Origin of the sequence: Patulibacter sp. SYSU D01012 (assembly GCF_017916475.1) — a bacterium.
GTDB lineage: Bacteria > Actinomycetota > Thermoleophilia > Solirubrobacterales > Solirubrobacteraceae > Patulibacter.
In genome coordinates this window covers 818,053-832,702 of sequence record NZ_JAFMTB010000001.1, presented here as the reverse complement: position 1 = coordinate 832,702, position 14,650 = coordinate 818,053, and the positions used below count along the sequence as shown (strand labels likewise).

The following is a 14,650-nucleotide window of genomic DNA, read 5'->3' as shown; positions in this document are numbered from 1 at the left end:
GCTCATCACCGCCGCGCCGGCCGCTCCGCTAGGCCGCGTCGCCCGTCGCGTCGGCGCCGTCGTCGTCGGGTGCGGCGGGCAGGCGCACGACGAAGCACGCGCCGCCGCCGTCGGCGTCCCGCGCGCCTACCGTCCCGCCGTGCGCCTCGACGACGGCCGCGACGATCGCCAGCCCCAGGCCGGCGCCGCCGCGTCCGCGCGTGCGGCCGCCCTCGGAGCGCCAGAAGCGGCCGAATATCGCCTGCGGGTCGTCCGTCGGCAGCCCGGGGCCGTGGTCGCGCACGTGCAGCTCGACGTCGGTGCCGGCGCGCCGCACGGCGACCTCGATCGGCGTCCCGTCGGGCGTGTGGACGAGCGCGTTGCGGACCAGGTTGGCGAGGACCTGCCGCAGCTGGCCGTCGTCGCCCAGGACGACCGCCTCGCCCGACACGTCCGCCGTGATCGCGCGGTCGGGCGCGGTGGCGCGCGCGTCCTCGACGGCATCCTCGGCCAGGGTGGACAGGTCGACGGGGCTGACGCTGCGCTCGGGCTCCTCGTCCAGGCGCGCGAGCACGAGCAGCTCCTCGACGAGCGTCCCCATCCGCGCGGCCTCGTCCTCGATCCGGCCCATCGCCTTGCGCACGTCCTGCTCCTCGCGCACCGCGCCGACGCGGAACAGCTCGGCGTAGCCGCGGATCGACGCGAGGGGCGTGCGCAGCTCGTGCGAGGCGTCGGAGAGGAACTGCCGCAGCCGCTCCTCGCTGGCCTCGCGCTCGCGGAACGCCCGCTCCAGCCGCCCGAGCATCCCGTTCAGCGCCCGGCCCAGGCGCCCGACCTCGGTGCCGGGGGCGGTCTCCTCCACGCGCTGGTCCAGGCGTCCCGCGGCGATCTCGCCGGCCGTCGTCGCCATCCGGTCCAGCGGCCGCAGCCCGACGCGGACGATCAGCCACGCGAGCGCCACGAGCAGCGCGAGCGCGCCGCCGATGACCATCGCCTCGGTCCGCAGCAGGCGCGAGAGGGTCGCGTCGACGTCGGCCAGCGGCACGGCGGAGACGGCGTAGGCGACCGGCTCGCCGTCCGCGGTCCACGAGGCGGAGCGGGCCGGGCCGCCCGGGCCGGGGCCCGCTCGGACGGGGGTGACCAGCACGCGGTAGCGCAGGTCGTCGTCGCCGACGGCGCCGCTGGTGAAGGTGCGCTCGCCCCGCAGCACGGCGGGGAGCTGCGGCCGCGGGATCGACGTCGAGGGCGCGCCGTAGACCGGAAGCGGCCCGACGCTGTCGCCGACGGCCCGGCCGGCGGCGTCGCGGCACTCCCCGTACGTGCCGGGCTGCAGGTTCGGCCCGCGGTGCACGTCGTCGGCGTCCTCGCCCGGCCCCCAGGCGGCCCGCGCGCCGACCGGCCGGTTCTCGCGCCACAGCTCGGCCTGCACCCCCTGGCCCATCGACCACAGGCTCGCGTCGACCTGGTCGATCAGGGCGGAGCGCTGGCTCGTGTACGTGATCGCCGCCAGGCCGACCATGGCCACGGCGGTGATGACGAAGAGCGTCAGGGTCAGACGCGCGCGCAGCGACACGTCAGCGCCTCGGCGCGCGCAGGGCGTAGCCGACGCCGCGGGCGGTGTGGATGAGCGCGGGGGCGTCGCCGCCCACGGCCGCGTCGAGCTTCTTGCGCAGGTACGACACGTACGTCTCGAGCACCCGGGCGTCGCCGCCGAAGTCGTAGTCCCAGACGTGGTCGAGGATCTGCGCGCGCGTCAGCACGCGGCGCGGGTTGCGCAGGAAGAACCGCAGCAGCCGGTACTCCGTGTCCGTCAGCTCGACGGGGGCGCCGCCGCGCGTGACCTCGCGGGTGTCCTCGTCCATCTCGAGGTCCTCGAACTGCAGGACCGCCCCGTCGTCGGCCTGCTGCCCGGTGCGGCGCAGGATCACGCGGATGCGGGCGACGAGCTCCTCGAGCGAGAACGGCTTCGTGACGTAGTCGTCGCCGCCCGACGTCAGGCCGCGCAGCTTGTCCTCGGTCGCGTCCCGGGCGGTCAGGAAGACGATCGGCACGTGGCCGCGCTGCGCGCCCAGGCGATCCGCGACGTCGAACCCCGTCATGTCGGGCAGCATCACGTCGAGGACCATGATCTGCGGACGGAACGCGTCGACCTGCGCGAGCGCCTCCTCGCCCGTCCCGGCCGTCGCGACCTCGAAGCCCTGGAAGCGCAGCGCCATGGAGACGACGTCGACGATGTTCGGCTCGTCGTCGACGACCAGCACGCGCTGCGCGGGGGCTTCGGGAGTGGCCACGGACGGAGTATCGCGGCCGAGGCTTGGAGGATCCTGGGAGCGTTGCGCGCCGTCTGCCGCCCCCGTCCTGGAGCCGTACGCCGTCCGCGCGCGCCCCCGAAGGTGGTACAAGGTGCCCATGGCGTCGACGATCGATCGCATCCGCACGTACTTCGGCCTCGGCGGGCGACGCGACGCCGAGCCGCCGGTCGACCGCCGCACGACGCTGCAGGTCGTGCTCGGCGCGCTCGTCGGCGGGATCGTCGCGGGGCTCCTGTGGGCCGTGACCGGTGGCGGGACCGGGAAGGCGGTCGTCTTCGGGGCCTTCATGGCCGTGTTCTTCCTCGTGATGGACCTGGGCCTGCGGCGCCGGCAGCGGCGCGACGGGATCGGCAACCCCCGCCGGCCGGGCGACTGACCGCCCGGCGCGCGACGGCCGCCGCGGCGGGCCGGCACGCGCCGGGCCCGAGCACGCGGAACGCCACGGGCCCAGGCCCCCGAGCGGCGCCGCACGCACGGTGCGACGTCCGTCTACGGCGTGCACCCCGCCCGGGCGCGGCGGCTACCCTCGTCCGTCCTCATGCGTCCATCCGCCCGTCGCGTCCCGGCTTCCCTCGCCGCCGCGACCGCCGCGCTCCTGCTCGGCCTCCTCTCCCTGCTCGTCCCGGCCGCGGCGTCGGCGACCGGGCACCGCGCCACGCCACGCATCGTCGGCGGCGCGCCCATCGACATCCGCACGGCGCCGTACCAGGTGGCGCTGTGGAACCCGGAGGCGCAGCCCGCCCCGGGCGAGGCGCCGAGCATCTGGTGGGGCCAGTTCTGCGGCGGGACCATCGTCGCGCCGCGCGTCGTCGTCACCGCCGCCCACTGCGTGACCGCCGACGAGCCGGGCGCGCCCGTGACGTCGACCGCGTCCATCCGCGTGGTGGCGGGCACGACGACGCTGCCGGACGCGGCGGTCACCGTGCCGGCCCCCGGGCGCGACGTGGCCGTCGTCGCCATCGCCCGTTACCCGGGCTACGACCCCGAGACGTACGACGGCGACGTCGCGGTGCTGACCCTCGCCTCGGACCTGTATGCGGGGTCGCCGACCGGCGACGGCGCGACGGCCATCGCGCCGCTGCCGCTGGCCACGGGCACGCAGGCGGCGACCATCGGCGCCGGGACCTCCGTGTTCGCGAGCGGCTGGGGAGACACGACCCAGCGGGCCCCCGACGACGCCTCGCCCGGCGTCTACCCGACGACGCTGCGCGGCGTCTCCATCCCGACCGTGGCGGACGAGCGGTGCCAGGCGGCGTACGCCGGCGGACTCACCGGGCGGATGCTGTGCGCCGGGGAGACCGGGAAGGACTCCTGCCAGGGTGACAGCGGCGGCCCGTTGGCCGCGTCCGTGGGCGGCGTGCGCGCGCTGGCCGGCGTCGTCAGCTTCGGAGCAGGATGCGCCGCCCCGACCTGCCCTGGCGTGTACGCCCGCGTCGCCGACCGCGACCTGACCGCGTTCGTGCGGCAGGCGGCCGGACTGCCGGCGGACCCGTCCGCGACGCGGGCCCCTACACCGGGGATCGCCCCCGACGGCGTCCTGTGCGCGGCGCAGATCGAGCAGCCCGGGCCGACGCCCGCGCCGACCCCGGCTCCGACGCCGGCCCCCGTCCCGCCGCCGGTGCCGACGGTGCCCGTCACGCCGGCCGTCCCCCAGCCGAAGGCGGACACGGCGGCGCCGACGGTCCGCGTGCTGTCGCGCACGTGCACGAGGTCGCGCTGTCACGTGAAGACGTCCGTCGTCGACCCGCCTCCGACGGACGGCGTGAGCCGCGTGCGCGCCACGCTGCGGTGGTCGACGAAGGTCTCCTGCCGCAAGCGCGGCCGCCGCGCGACGTGCGTCCGCACCACGACCCGGACGATCGCCGCGCAGCGCGCCGGGGGCGACACCTACCTGCTCGCCACCCCGCGCCTGCCGCGCCGGACGACGGTGCGCGTCGCCCTGACGGCCACGGACGCCGCCGGCAACGCGTCCCGCGTCACGAGCGCGAAGCTGCGCACCCGCTGAGCTGCCACGCCGGCCGGGACGCGCGTGCCAGGCCGCGGCCCCGCGCTCCGGGGGCAGGTCCGGCGGCGGCAGGTCCGGCCGCAGGCGCGGCGCCCCCGAGGCCGCGCGTCGCGCTCGTCCGGGCACCCGGTCCGCGAGGCGGGCCCGGGGCGAGCGCCGCCCCGGGCCCGTCGACGACGCCGTTCAGCCCGCCGCGCGCAGCTGCGCCGCCAGGCCCTGCAGGTCGTACAGGCCGTCGACGCTCGCGACCTGCTTGCCCACCCGCTCGACGATCGCCGAGATGGCGGTGGCGCCGACCCGGCCGTCGGCGCGGCCGCCCATCCCCCCGCCGCTCGCGGCCAGGAACCAGCGGACCTTCCCCGACGCCACGGCGTCGGCCAGCCAGTCGGCGGTGACCGCGCTCTCGCTACCGGAGAACCCGCCGATTCCGGCCACCTGGGCGCTCCCCGCGCTGCTCAGGATCTGCGTGGCGGCCCCGCTCTGGCTCGCGACGACGACGGTCCCGCCGCCGTGGGCCTGCGCGTAGCGCCGCGCAGCGCTCAGCGACTGCGTGTCGCCGCCGAACATCCCGCCGCCGCCCGGACCGCCGCGCCCGCCGGCCGTCCCGGTCGTCCGCCCGGCCGCACCGGGCGTCGGGGCCGTGCCGGACGGCGACCCGGTCGTGCCGCTCGTCCCGCCGCCGGGTGCGGCCCCGGTCGTGCCGCCCGCGGCCGCGCCCGGGGCGCCGCCCGGCATCGCCCCGGCCGGGGGCGCGCCGCCGGGCATCCCGCCCGGGCCGCCGCGCATCCCGCCGCGGCCGCCCCCGGGCCCGCCCATCCCCATCCCGGCCGACGCGGGGCCGCCCGCGGGGAACGTGCTGCTCGTCGCGTGGCCGAGGGTCTGGACCGCCCACGCGCCCGGGGCGACGAGGAGCAGGGCGACGATCGTGCCGAGCGCGGCGCCGCGCACCCGCCCGCCGCCACGGCCGACGGCCAGGGCCACGGCGGCGACCACGCCGCCGACCAGCAGGACGGGCGTCATCCAGCCCAGGTCGGTCGCGCTGCGGTGCAGGACCACGAGCTCGGTCGCGACGCCGCCGGCGATCGCCAGCGGCCCGAGGGTCCGGGCGGTCGGGCCGCCGCGGGCGATCGTCCCGATCCCCGCGCCCACGAGGGCCGCGGTGAACGGCGCCAGCGCCGACACGTAGTACGGGTGGAAGATGCCCTCCGCGCGGCTGAACGCCACGGCGGTGACCAGCCACGCGCCGCCGACCGCGACGAGCCACCCCGTCCGCGCGTCGCTGCGCCGCAGGCGGGTCAGGACGAGCAGACCCGCGCCGGCGACGAGCGCCAGGCCCAGCAGCCAGCCGGCCTGGCCGCCGAGCGCGTCGTTGAGCAGCCGCAGCGGCCCGGGATCGCCGCCGAACACGCCGCCCATGCCGCCGCCTCCGCCGCCGGGGCCGCCGGCCGCGCCCGCACGTGCGCCGCCGCCCGGCCCGCCGTCCTGGCCGAAGAGCCGCCCCAGGCCGTTGTAGCCCAGGATCAGCGACCAGATCGAGTTGTCGTTCGTGCCCGAGATCCACGGGCGGGAGCCCGCCGGGGTCAGCCAGACCAGGACCGGCCAGGCCAGGCCGACGACCGTGGCCGCGGCGCCGAACGCCGCCGTCTGCCGGGCCGCGGCCCAACGGCCCCGCGGGGCGACCCACAGGTACGCGGCGACGAGGCCGGGGACGACCATGAGCGCCGCGGCCATCTTCGTCTCGAAGCCCAGGCCGACGAGCACGCCCGCCAGGACGAGCCACCGCGTGCGGCCGCCCTCGAGCGCGCGGACGGTCGCCCACAGCGCGCCGACGACGCACAGGATCAGCAGCGCGTCCGGGTTGTCGTGCCGCGAGATCGCGACGCTGATCGGGGTGAGGACGAGGACCAGGCCGGCGACGCCGCCCGCGATCCGGCCGAAGCGCCGGCGGGTCAGGTCGTACGTCAGTCCGACCGTCGCGACGCCCATGAGGGCCTGCGGCACGAGCAGGCTCCACGACGAGAAGCCGAAGACCCGCGCCGACAGCGCCTGCACCCACAGGGCGGCGGGCGGCTTGTCGACGGTCATCACGCCGGCGCCGTCGAAGGTGCCGAAGAGGAAGGCGTTCCAGGACTGCGTCATGGAGCGCACCGCGGCGGCGTAGTAGGCGTTCGCCGTGCCGTTGCGGTCGAGCGCCCACAGGTGCAGCACGGCGGCGAGGACGAGCAGCGCGACGAGCTCGGGGCGCGCGCGCAGGGCGAGCGCCAGGCGACGGGCGCGCGAGGACGGGGCCGCAGGCTCGGGGCCGGCGGTCGTGTGCGGCGGGTCGGGGCGGGCATCCAGCGGACGCTCGATCGGGGGATGGGTGGCCATGGAGGAGGTCGTTCCGAAGGGGTCGGGGTCGGGGATCAGGCGCGTTCGCCGGCCTCGGCCGGCGTCGCGAGGGCGGTGGGCGCGGCGGCGCGGGCGCGGGCCTCGGGGTGCGCGAAGACCCAGAAGCGCAGGGCCACGTAGCGCGAGACGGTGGCGAGCACGCTGGCGCCGACGAGGACGGCGAGCTCGACGACGCGGGCGGGGGCGCGGTCGACCGCGTGGAGCACGGCGAGCGCGCCGCTCGTCAGCAGGACCGTCAGCACGAAGACGGCGGCGCCCTGCGCGTGGTGGCGGGCCAGGTGCCGCCGGCCGCGGACGCGGAAGGTGAAGCGCCGGTTGGCCTGCGTGTTCGCCACGGCGGTCGCCGCGAGCGCGGCGACGTTCGCGACCCCCGCGCCCAGGCCCGGGCGCAGCAGCAGGTAGAGCAGCGCGTACGCGAGCGTCGACACCACGCCGATCGCCAGGAACCGCGTGATCGGTGCCGTCGCCAGCAGCCGCGCGACGCCCTTCAGGTCGTCCGCCGCGGTGCGCACGAGGTCGACGCGCGAGTCCGGGTCGTCGACCCAGTCCACGGGCACCTCGTGGATCCGCAGGCCCTGCCGCTGGGCCAGGACGAGCAGCTCGGTGTCGAAGAACCACGCCTGGTCGCGCACCTGCGGCAGCAGCCGCTGCGCCACGTCGGCGCGGATCGCCTTGAAGCCGCACTGCGCGTCCGTGAACCGCGCGTGGAGCGACAGCCGCAGGATCCGGTTGTACGCGCGCGAGATCAGCTCGCGCTTCGGGCCGCGGACGACGTTGGAGCCCGTCGCCAGCCGCGAGCCGATCGCCAGGTCGCTGTGCCCGGAGACGAGCGGCGCGACGAGCGGCAGCAGCGCTCGCAGGTCGGTCGACAGGTCGACGTCCATGTAGCAGAGGACGTCGGCGTCGCTGGCCGTCCACGCCGCGCGCAGCGCCCGGCCGCGGCCCTTCTCGTCCAGGCGCACGACGCGGACGCCGGGCAGGTCGTCGGCCAGCGCGCGGGCGACCTGCGGCGTGGCGTCCGTGCTGGCGTTGTCGACGACGACGATCCGCCACGCGAACGGGAAGGCGGTGCTCAGGTGCTCGTGCAGGCGACGGATCGACCCGGGCAGCGCGGCCTGCTCGTCGTGGACGGGGACGACGACCTCGACGACCGGCGGGCGGCGGTCGGGCCCGGCGGGCGCGAGGCCGTCGTGGGGGGCGGAGCGAGCGGTCGCGGAAGGCATGCCTCCACGGTGCGGCCGGGGTGCGGGAGCGGGCTGGGGCGCTCCTGGGGGCTGGCTGAGAAGGCGGCGCGCCGCCCTCCTCCCCCCGGACGGCCGCGAGCCGGCGGGGAAGCCCCGCCGGCTCGTGCTGCGCTGCCGGGCCGCGGACGCGGCCCCGTGGTGTCCGGTGCAGGACGTCAGGACGACGTCGCGGTGCCCGTCGTGGTGCTCGTGCCGCCGGCGGCGCCCGCCGCACCCGAGCCGTCGGGCGTGGCGCCCTGCGGCGGTGCGCCGGCGCCCCCGGGGCCGCCGCTCGGCAGCACGTCGGCGAGGGCGGCCCGGACGTCGCTCGCCGCCAGGCCCAGCGCCTTCGCGACGGCCGCGTACATCGCGGTCCGCGGGTCGTCGCCGGATCCCGTTCCGGCGCTCGGCGCGGCCCCCGACCCGGCCTGGGTCTCCGGCCGGCCGCTGGGCCGCGCGGCCTCCATCGCGGCCTGCAGCTTGGGGGTCGTGACGCCGAGCTCCTTCGCGGCGGCCTGCAGGTCGCTCGTCGACAGGGCGCCGGGCGCACCGCCCTGCGGGGCCTGGCCGGCCGGGCGCGCGCCGGGCGCGGACGCCGCGGTGGTCGCCGCGGCGTTCGTCGTCCCGGCGTCGGACGAGGCCCCGCAGCCGACGACGCCGAGGGCGGCGGCGCCGGCGATCAGGAGGGCCGGGACGGTGCGGCGGATGCGAACGAGGTAGCTCATGCCGTCACGGTCCCGTCCGCGGCTGGGAGGACGCTGGGCGGGCGCTGGGCGGGCGCTGGGCGACGGCCGAGACCCGAGCGCGGCCGCCGGCGCCCCGCCCCGTCCCCGCCCGCCGTGGGCGGGTCCGTGCACCCGCGCACGCCCGGAAGGACTTCGACCGGGCGGCGGGAAGGCTGGGATCGTGTCCCTGCGTCCCCACGCACCGACGTCCCGCGTGCCCCGCCTCCGCCCCCATCCCCCGCGCCGCCTCGCCGCTCCGCGCCCGTCGATCCGCCGTGCGGCCCGCACGGCGACGCCGCGGGTCGCGCTGCTCGCCGCGGCCGCCGCGCTGCTCGCCGCCGCGCCCGCCGTCGCGGGCGAGCGCCGGGCCGGCGAGCGGATCGTCGGCGGCGCCCCCGTCGCGATCACCCGCGCCCCGTACCAGGCCGCGATCTACGACCCCACGCTCGGCGGCGCCCAGGCCTCCCCGTTCCTGGGGCAGTTCTGCGGCGGCGCGATCCTCGACGCCACCCACGTCGCAACCGCCGCCCACTGCGTCTTCGACCAGGAGCGCGGCACGGTGCGGCCCGTCTCGCGCCTGCGGGTGCTGGCCGGCGTCACCCGCCTGCGCCGCGCGGGCGAGCCCGAGGTCGCGACCGCCCGCGACGCCGGCGTGCGGAGCGTCGCCATCCGCCCGGGGTTCGTGCTCGGCACGCTCGACGGCGACGCCGCCGTGCTGACGCTCGACGCGCCGCTCTACACCGGCACGCCCGTCGCGGACGGCACGACCGCGATCGCGCCGATCGCGCCGGTCACGCCCGAGCAGGCCGCGCTCGTCGCGCGCACCGGCGACCCGGTCACCGTCACCGGCTGGGGCAACCAGGCGCCGCAGCCCGAGGTCGGCACGGGGCGCTCCGACTACCCGCAGACGCTGCAGGCCGCCACCACCCACGTCGTGGACGACGGCTCCTGCGCCCGCGCGTACGCCCGCGTCGGCGTGCGGATCACCCGCCGCGTCCTGTGCGCCGGCGAGCGCGCGGGCGGGGTCGACGCCTGCCAGGGCGACAGCGGCGGCCCGCTGACCGCCCTCGTCGGCGGCACGCCCGCGCTCGTCGGCATCGTCAGCCTCGGCAGCGGGTGCGCGCAGGCGAACCGGCCGGGCCTGTACGCACGGATCGCCGACCCCGCCGTCGGCGGCTTCGTGCGGCACGCCGCGGGGCTGGGCGGCGACGCCCCGGACGCCGGCTCGTCCTCCTCCGACCCGCGCGACGCGGAGCGCCCGACGTCGCGCGTGGCGGCCCAGGACTGCGGGCGCACGCGCTGCGTCGTCAACGTCGCCGTCACCGACCCCCTGCCGTCCACGGGGGTCCGGCGCGTCGCCGCGACGCTGCGCTGGCGCACGCCCGTCGCCTGCCGCACGCGGGCCCGCCGCTGCGGACGCACGCACGCCCAGCGGCTGACGGCCGAGGCGATCGGCGGCGCCAACTGGGGCGTCACCGCGAAGGGCCTGCGCCCGGGCCGTCGCTACACGCTGACGCTGCGCGCCGAGGACGGCGCGGGCAACCGCCAGCGCCGCGCCACCCGCGTGACGCTGCGGCCGGGCGCCTGAGCGCGGCGGCCGGGCGCGGGCGCCCGGCGCACCGCGGCGTGCGGCCCTCCCACGCGGGGACGGACGGCGGCTACGCTGGCGCGACCGTGAGCCTGCCCGTCGCCCCGCCGCTCGCCCCGCAGCTCGCCCGCGCCCGCGCGGGTCTGCCGACCGGCGGCGGCTGGTCGTACGAGCCGAAGTGGGATGGCTTCCGCGCGCTCGTCTTCGTCGACGTCCCGGACGACGGCGACGCGGACGCCGAGGACGCCGTGCGGATCGTCTCGCGCGCCGGGAAGCCGCTCGACCGCTACTTCCCCGAGCTGCGCTTCCCGCCCGGCCGCTACGTCCTCGACGGCGAGATCGTCATCGACCTGCGCGAGGACGACGCCGCCGGCGAGGCCGCGACGGTGCCGGAGAACCAGGACTTCGACGCGCTCTCGCAGCGCATCCACCCGGCGGCGTCGCGGATCGCGATGCTGGCCGAGCAGACCCCCGCCCGCTACGTCGCCTTCGACCTGCTGGCGCTCGACACCGTCTCGCTGCTGGACCGGCCGTTCGCCGAGCGGCGCGACGCCCTGGAGCGGTTCCTCGCCGCCCCGGCGTTCGGCGACTCGAGCGTGTCGATCACCCCGGCGGTCCGCACGCCGGAGGAGGCGGAGGGCTGGCTCCAGCGCACCGAGGGCGTCGTGGCGAAGGAGCTCGATGCCCCGTACCTGCCGGGCGAGCGGAAGGGGATGGTGAAGGTCAAGCGCAAGCGCACCATCGACTGCGTCGTGCAGGGCTGGCGGCCGGGCAAGGAGGAGGGGACGGTGGGCTCGCTCGTGCTGGGCCTGTACGCGCCCGACGGCGCGCTGCGCACGGTCGGCCACACGTCGAGCTTCACGGCCAAGCGCAAGCGCGAGCTGCGCGCCGAGCTCGAGCCGTACGGCACCGGGGTGGTCCAGCAGGGCGAGCCGAGCCGCTGGAAGTCGGACAAGGAGCTCGAGTGGGTGGAGCTGCGGCCCGAGCTCGTCGTCGAGGTGTCGTTCGACCAGGTCAGCGGCGGCCGGATCCGCCACGGCGCCAAGCTCGAGCGCTGGCGGGACGACAAGCCGCCGGCCGCGTGCACGCTCGATCAGCTCGACGCCTGACCGACGATCGGGTGTGCGACTGCTCCCAACGGTAGTTGCAGGTGCAGAGACCGTGGTAGGTTCGGCGGTCCCATGTCGTCGTCGTCCGCCATCGCCCCCGAGCCCGCCGGCCGGGGCGGCGACGGCCCGGCCCCGCTGACGGCCGCGTCGGCCGCGGCGCCGGCGCCCGTCTTCGTGCGGTGGACGTGGCAGCGCATCGTCCTGGTCGCGGCCCTGGCCTACGCGGCGTACGCCGCGGCCCGCTGGACCGGCGGCACCGACGAGGTGGCGGCGCACGCCAACGCGCTGGGGCTCGTCGACCTGGAGCGCACGCTCGGCCTGGGCTTCGAGGGCAGCGTGCAGACGGCGCTCGACGTGCCCGCGCTCGTCTTCGTGCTCAACCACGTGTACCTGGCGGCGCAGTTCGTCGTGACGCCGGCGGCCCTCGTCTGGGTGACGCGGCGCTCGCGGACCGCCGGGGCCCGGCTGTGGGAGACGCTCGTGGTCGGCTGGATCCTGGCGACGCCCGTCGCCGCCCTGCTGCCGGTCGCCCCGCCGCGGCTGGCGGGGACCGGCATCGCCGACACCATCACCCTGAGCGGCTCGCACACGCTGACGTCCCCGATCGCGCAGCTCTTCTACAACCCGCTCGCCGCGGTGCCCAGCATGCACGCGGCCTTCGCGTTCGCCGTGGCCGCCGCGCTGGCGTCGACGGCGCGCACGCCGGTCGGGCGCGTCCTCGGCGCCGCCTGGGCGCCCCTGATCGCCGTGACGGTCGTCGCGACGGGCAACCACTACGTCCTCGACGTCGTCGCGGGCCTGGCGGTGACGCTGGTCGCGTGGCTGATCGTGTGGGGCGCGCCGCGGCTCGTCGCCCGGGCCGGCGGGGCGATCCGGGCCGCCCGCGCCCCGTCGCTCCCGGCCGTTCCGGCGCCCGCCCGCGCGTCGGCCCGCGCCGGCTTCTGCTCGTCGCGTCAGAGCTGACCCCGCCGCGCGCGGGCTGCCGGCGGGCGGGTCAGGACTTCTTCGCGCGGCTCGGCGCCACGCGCTTGGGCTCGCTCTTGCCCTTCGCGAAGTGCGGCGGCCAGGGCGCGTCGCCCAACCCCTCCTCCTCGTCGCGGCGGGCCAGGTCCAGCAGGCCCGCGAGTGACCCGGCGTGGGCGTCGATGTCGGCGTGTGGATCCCCGTGCGCCTCCAGCAGCGCCGGCACGGTGTCCAGGCGGAAGTCGCCGAGCTCGGCGTCGGGCACCTGGTCCCAGGTCAGCGGCATCGAGACCCGCGCCTCGGGCGTCGGCCGGACCGACCACGCCGACGCGACGGTGCGGTCCCGCGCGTTCTGGTTGTAGTCGAGGAAGACGCCCTGGCGCTCCTCCTTCCACCACTTCGACGTCGCCTTGCCCGGCATCCGCCGCTCGACCTCGCGCGCGAGCGCCAGCGCGGCGCGGCGCACGCCCGTGAAGTCGTGCTCGGGGTGGATCCGCACGTTGACGTGGATGCCGCGCGACCCCGACGTCTTCGGGAAGCCGGTGAGCCCGTGCTCCTCGAGCACGTCGCGGACCGTCATCGCGACCTCGCGGACCTCCTTCCACCCCACGTCGGGCGAGGGGTCCAGGTCGACGCGCAGCTCGTCCGGGTGGTCCAGATCGGCGCGGCGCACCGGCCACGGGTTGAAGTCGACGACCCCCAGCTGGACCGCCCAGATCAGGTGCGCGGCGTCGTTGACGACGAGCTCGCGCGCCGAGCGGCCGCTGGGGAAGGTCACCGTCGCGGTCTGCAGCCACTCCGGCGCCGTCTCGGGGATGCGCTTCTGGAAGAACGGGTCCTGCGTGATGCCGTTCGGGAAGCGCTTGAGCGCGCCGGGCCGCTCCTGCAGGTGCAGCACCGCCGGCCCGGCCACGGCCAGGTAGTACTCGGCCAGGTCCAGCTTGGTGATCGCCTTCTCGGGTCCGAGGCCGTCGCCCCGCTCGGCGCGCGAGGGGAAGAAGACCTTGCTCGGGTTCGACAGCCGCAGCTCGTGCCCGGCGGCCTCGATCGTCGTCTCCTCCTTCGCCATGGCGGCAGGCTCCCACGGCGGGCGGCGCGGCGCCAGGGGCGGGCGGGGGCGTGCGGGCGGGCAGCGGCTCCCGGCCACCCCTCAGGCCGAGCGCGGCGCCTGGACGGCTCGCGCCGGGGCGCCGCCCGCGGCGCCGTCCCCCGCGACGGCGGGCATCCCCCGCGCGTCCGGCGCGGCCGTTCCGCCGTCGCCCGGCGTCGACGCCTCCTGCGGGTGCGCCGGCGCCCAGCCCGGGCCGTGGAAGAGGTAGCCGGCGCGGTCCCGCCAGCTGCGCGCGTGCCGCACGTCCCGGAGCAGCGCGTACCACTCGTGGTAGGCGACCTTGACCGGGTTGTACGTGTCGATGTTCGTCGTCAGGCCGTAGCGCACGCGCTCGCCCTCGGGCTCGAACGTGCCGAAGAGCCGGTCCCAGATGATGAAGATGCCGGCGTAGTTGCGGTCCAGGTACTGGTCCTGCACGCCGTGGTGGACGCGGTGGTGGCTCGGCGTGTTGAAGACCAGCTCGATCGGTCGCGGCAGCTTGTCGACGGCCTCCGTGTGCAGCAGGAACTGGTAGAGCAGGTTCCAGCTCTGCGCCAGCAGGATCGCCCACGGCGGGAAGCCGATCAGCGCCAGCCACAGCCAGAAGACCGGCGCGGTGAACGGCGACCAGTCCTGCCGCAGCGCCGTCGACAGGTTGTAGTGCTGGGACGAGTGGTGCACGACGTGCGTCGCCCAGAGCATCCGCACCCGGTGGTGCCCGCGGTGGTACGCGTAGTAGGAGAGGTCCTCGGCGAAGAGGAGCAGCAGCCACGGCCACCACGTGTCCATCGGCATGTGGAACGGCACCAGCTCGTACACGCCGGCGAAGACGACCACCGCGCCGAGCTTGAGCACCGCCTTGAAGCCCAGGCTGCCCAGGCCCATGGTCAGGCTGGTGGCGGTGTCCTTCGCCGCGTAGCCGACGGGCCTCGAGGGGTCCTCGGCGTGCTCGTGCGCGGCGTGCCGCAGCGCGACCACCTCGAGCACCATGAAGAGCAGGAAGAACGGGATCGCGGCGAGGATGAGGTCGTCCATGGCGGGGTCTCGGTCGGGCGCGGGGCGGGGCGGGTGGGGTGGGCGGCGAGTGGGCGCCGGGAGCGGACGGACGCGGGGTCCGGGACGCTGCCGATCGCCGGTCGCATCGGCCGGGCCCGGGCGCCGGGGCGCCGCGCACCCTCCGATCGACCGCAACTGGTTGGACCAGTTGCTGCGCTGGTTGTACCAGCTGGCGGCGTGCGGCGTCAACCGGAGACGTCGCCCCGTCC

The 14,650-nt window shown here is 77.4% G+C and carries 12 protein-coding genes; 5 read left to right on the top strand and 7 right to left on the bottom strand.

What is annotated here, in order from left to right; translation table 11 throughout:
- Positions 1 to 28: 28 nt before the first annotated feature.
- Both J3P29_RS03685 and J3P29_RS03680 read right to left on the bottom strand, forming a co-directional pair.
- A complete protein-coding gene (locus J3P29_RS03685) occupies positions 29 to 1,552 on the bottom strand; it encodes a HAMP domain-containing sensor histidine kinase (RefSeq protein ID WP_210491683.1) in 1,524 nt (507 codons plus the stop codon).
- Between the two features lies 1 nt (position 1,553).
- Positions 1,554 to 2,270, bottom strand: a complete 717-nt coding sequence (locus J3P29_RS03680; protein ID WP_349239761.1) for a response regulator transcription factor — start codon at positions 2,268 to 2,270, stop codon at positions 1,554 to 1,556.
- A 118-nt stretch (positions 2,271 to 2,388) separates the two neighbouring features.
- Between J3P29_RS03680 and J3P29_RS03675 the strand changes: the two genes are divergently transcribed.
- Complete coding sequence (locus tag J3P29_RS03675) at positions 2,389 to 2,667, top strand: hypothetical protein (protein ID WP_210491681.1); 279 nt, start codon at positions 2,389 to 2,391, stop codon at positions 2,665 to 2,667.
- Between the two features lie 162 nt (positions 2,668 to 2,829).
- A complete protein-coding gene (locus J3P29_RS03670; RefSeq protein ID WP_210491680.1) occupies positions 2,830 to 4,296 on the top strand; it encodes a serine protease in 1,467 nt (488 codons plus the stop codon).
- Between the two features lie 183 nt (positions 4,297 to 4,479).
- On the opposite strand, the gene J3P29_RS03665 is transcribed toward J3P29_RS03670, so the two are convergent.
- The 3 genes from J3P29_RS03665 to J3P29_RS03655 form a co-directional block, all read right to left on the bottom strand.
- Positions 4,480 to 6,666, bottom strand: coding sequence for a glycosyltransferase family 39 protein (locus tag J3P29_RS03665; protein ID WP_210491679.1), 2,187 nt, complete (start codon positions 6,664 to 6,666; stop codon positions 4,480 to 4,482).
- 35 nt (positions 6,667 to 6,701) lie between these two features.
- On the bottom strand, positions 6,702 to 7,910 hold the full coding sequence (locus J3P29_RS03660; RefSeq protein ID WP_210491678.1) for a bifunctional glycosyltransferase family 2/GtrA family protein: 1,209 nt from the start codon (positions 7,908 to 7,910) through the stop codon (positions 6,702 to 6,704).
- A 176-nt stretch (positions 7,911 to 8,086) separates the two neighbouring features.
- Positions 8,087 to 8,635, bottom strand: coding sequence for a hypothetical protein (locus J3P29_RS03655; RefSeq protein WP_210491677.1), 549 nt, complete (start codon positions 8,633 to 8,635; stop codon positions 8,087 to 8,089).
- Between the two features lie 181 nt (positions 8,636 to 8,816).
- Between J3P29_RS03655 and J3P29_RS03650 the strand changes: the two genes are divergently transcribed.
- From J3P29_RS03650 to J3P29_RS03640, 3 genes are all read left to right on the top strand, one after another.
- Entirely contained in the window at positions 8,817 to 10,223 is a 1,407-nt protein-coding gene (locus tag J3P29_RS03650) for a serine protease (protein WP_210491676.1), read from the top strand.
- Positions 10,224 to 10,309: 86 nt separating this feature from the next.
- Entirely contained in the window at positions 10,310 to 11,332 is a 1,023-nt protein-coding gene (locus J3P29_RS03645) for an ATP-dependent DNA ligase (RefSeq protein WP_210491675.1), read from the top strand.
- Positions 11,333 to 11,404: 72 nt separating this feature from the next.
- Positions 11,405 to 12,295 carry a phosphatase PAP2 family protein gene (locus J3P29_RS03640; protein WP_210491674.1) on the top strand — a complete coding sequence of 297 codons (891 nt, stop codon included), beginning with the start codon at positions 11,405 to 11,407 and terminating at the stop codon, positions 12,293 to 12,295.
- Positions 12,296 to 12,326: 31 nt separating this feature from the next.
- On the opposite strand, the gene ligD is transcribed toward J3P29_RS03640, so the two are convergent.
- Together ligD and J3P29_RS03630 are read right to left on the bottom strand one after the other, a co-directional pair.
- On the bottom strand, positions 12,327 to 13,364 hold the full coding sequence (ligD, locus tag J3P29_RS03635) for a non-homologous end-joining DNA ligase (protein WP_210491673.1): 1,038 nt from the start codon (positions 13,362 to 13,364) through the stop codon (positions 12,327 to 12,329).
- Positions 13,365 to 13,445: 81 nt separating this feature from the next.
- Positions 13,446 to 14,420, bottom strand: a complete 975-nt coding sequence (locus J3P29_RS03630; RefSeq protein WP_210491672.1) for a sterol desaturase family protein — start codon at positions 14,418 to 14,420, stop codon at positions 13,446 to 13,448.
- Positions 14,421 to 14,650 lie beyond the last annotated feature (230 nt).

Bases quoted from the DNA above. Each gene is read 5' to 3' on its own strand.
- J3P29_RS03675 (WP_210491681.1), top strand. From the start codon at position 2,389: ATGGCGTCGACGATCGATCGCATCCGCACGTACTTCGGCCTCGGCGGG.
- J3P29_RS03640 (WP_210491674.1), top strand. From the start codon at position 11,405: ATGTCGTCGTCGTCCGCCATCGCCCCCGAGCCCGCCGGCCGGGGCGGC.
- J3P29_RS03660 (WP_210491678.1), bottom strand. From the start codon at position 7,910: ATGCCTTCCGCGACCGCTCGCTCCGCCCCCCACGACGGCCTCGCGCCC.
- ligD (WP_210491673.1), bottom strand. From the start codon at position 13,364: ATGGCGAAGGAGGAGACGACGATCGAGGCCGCCGGGCACGAGCTGCGG.
- J3P29_RS03665 (WP_210491679.1), bottom strand. From the start codon at position 6,666: ATGGCCACCCATCCCCCGATCGAGCGTCCGCTGGATGCCCGCCCCGAC.
- J3P29_RS03670 (WP_210491680.1), top strand. From the start codon at position 2,830: ATGCGTCCATCCGCCCGTCGCGTCCCGGCTTCCCTCGCCGCCGCGACC.
- J3P29_RS03630 (WP_210491672.1), bottom strand. From the start codon at position 14,420: ATGGACGACCTCATCCTCGCCGCGATCCCGTTCTTCCTGCTCTTCATG.
- J3P29_RS03655 (WP_210491677.1), bottom strand. From the start codon at position 8,635: ATGAGCTACCTCGTTCGCATCCGCCGCACCGTCCCGGCCCTCCTGATC.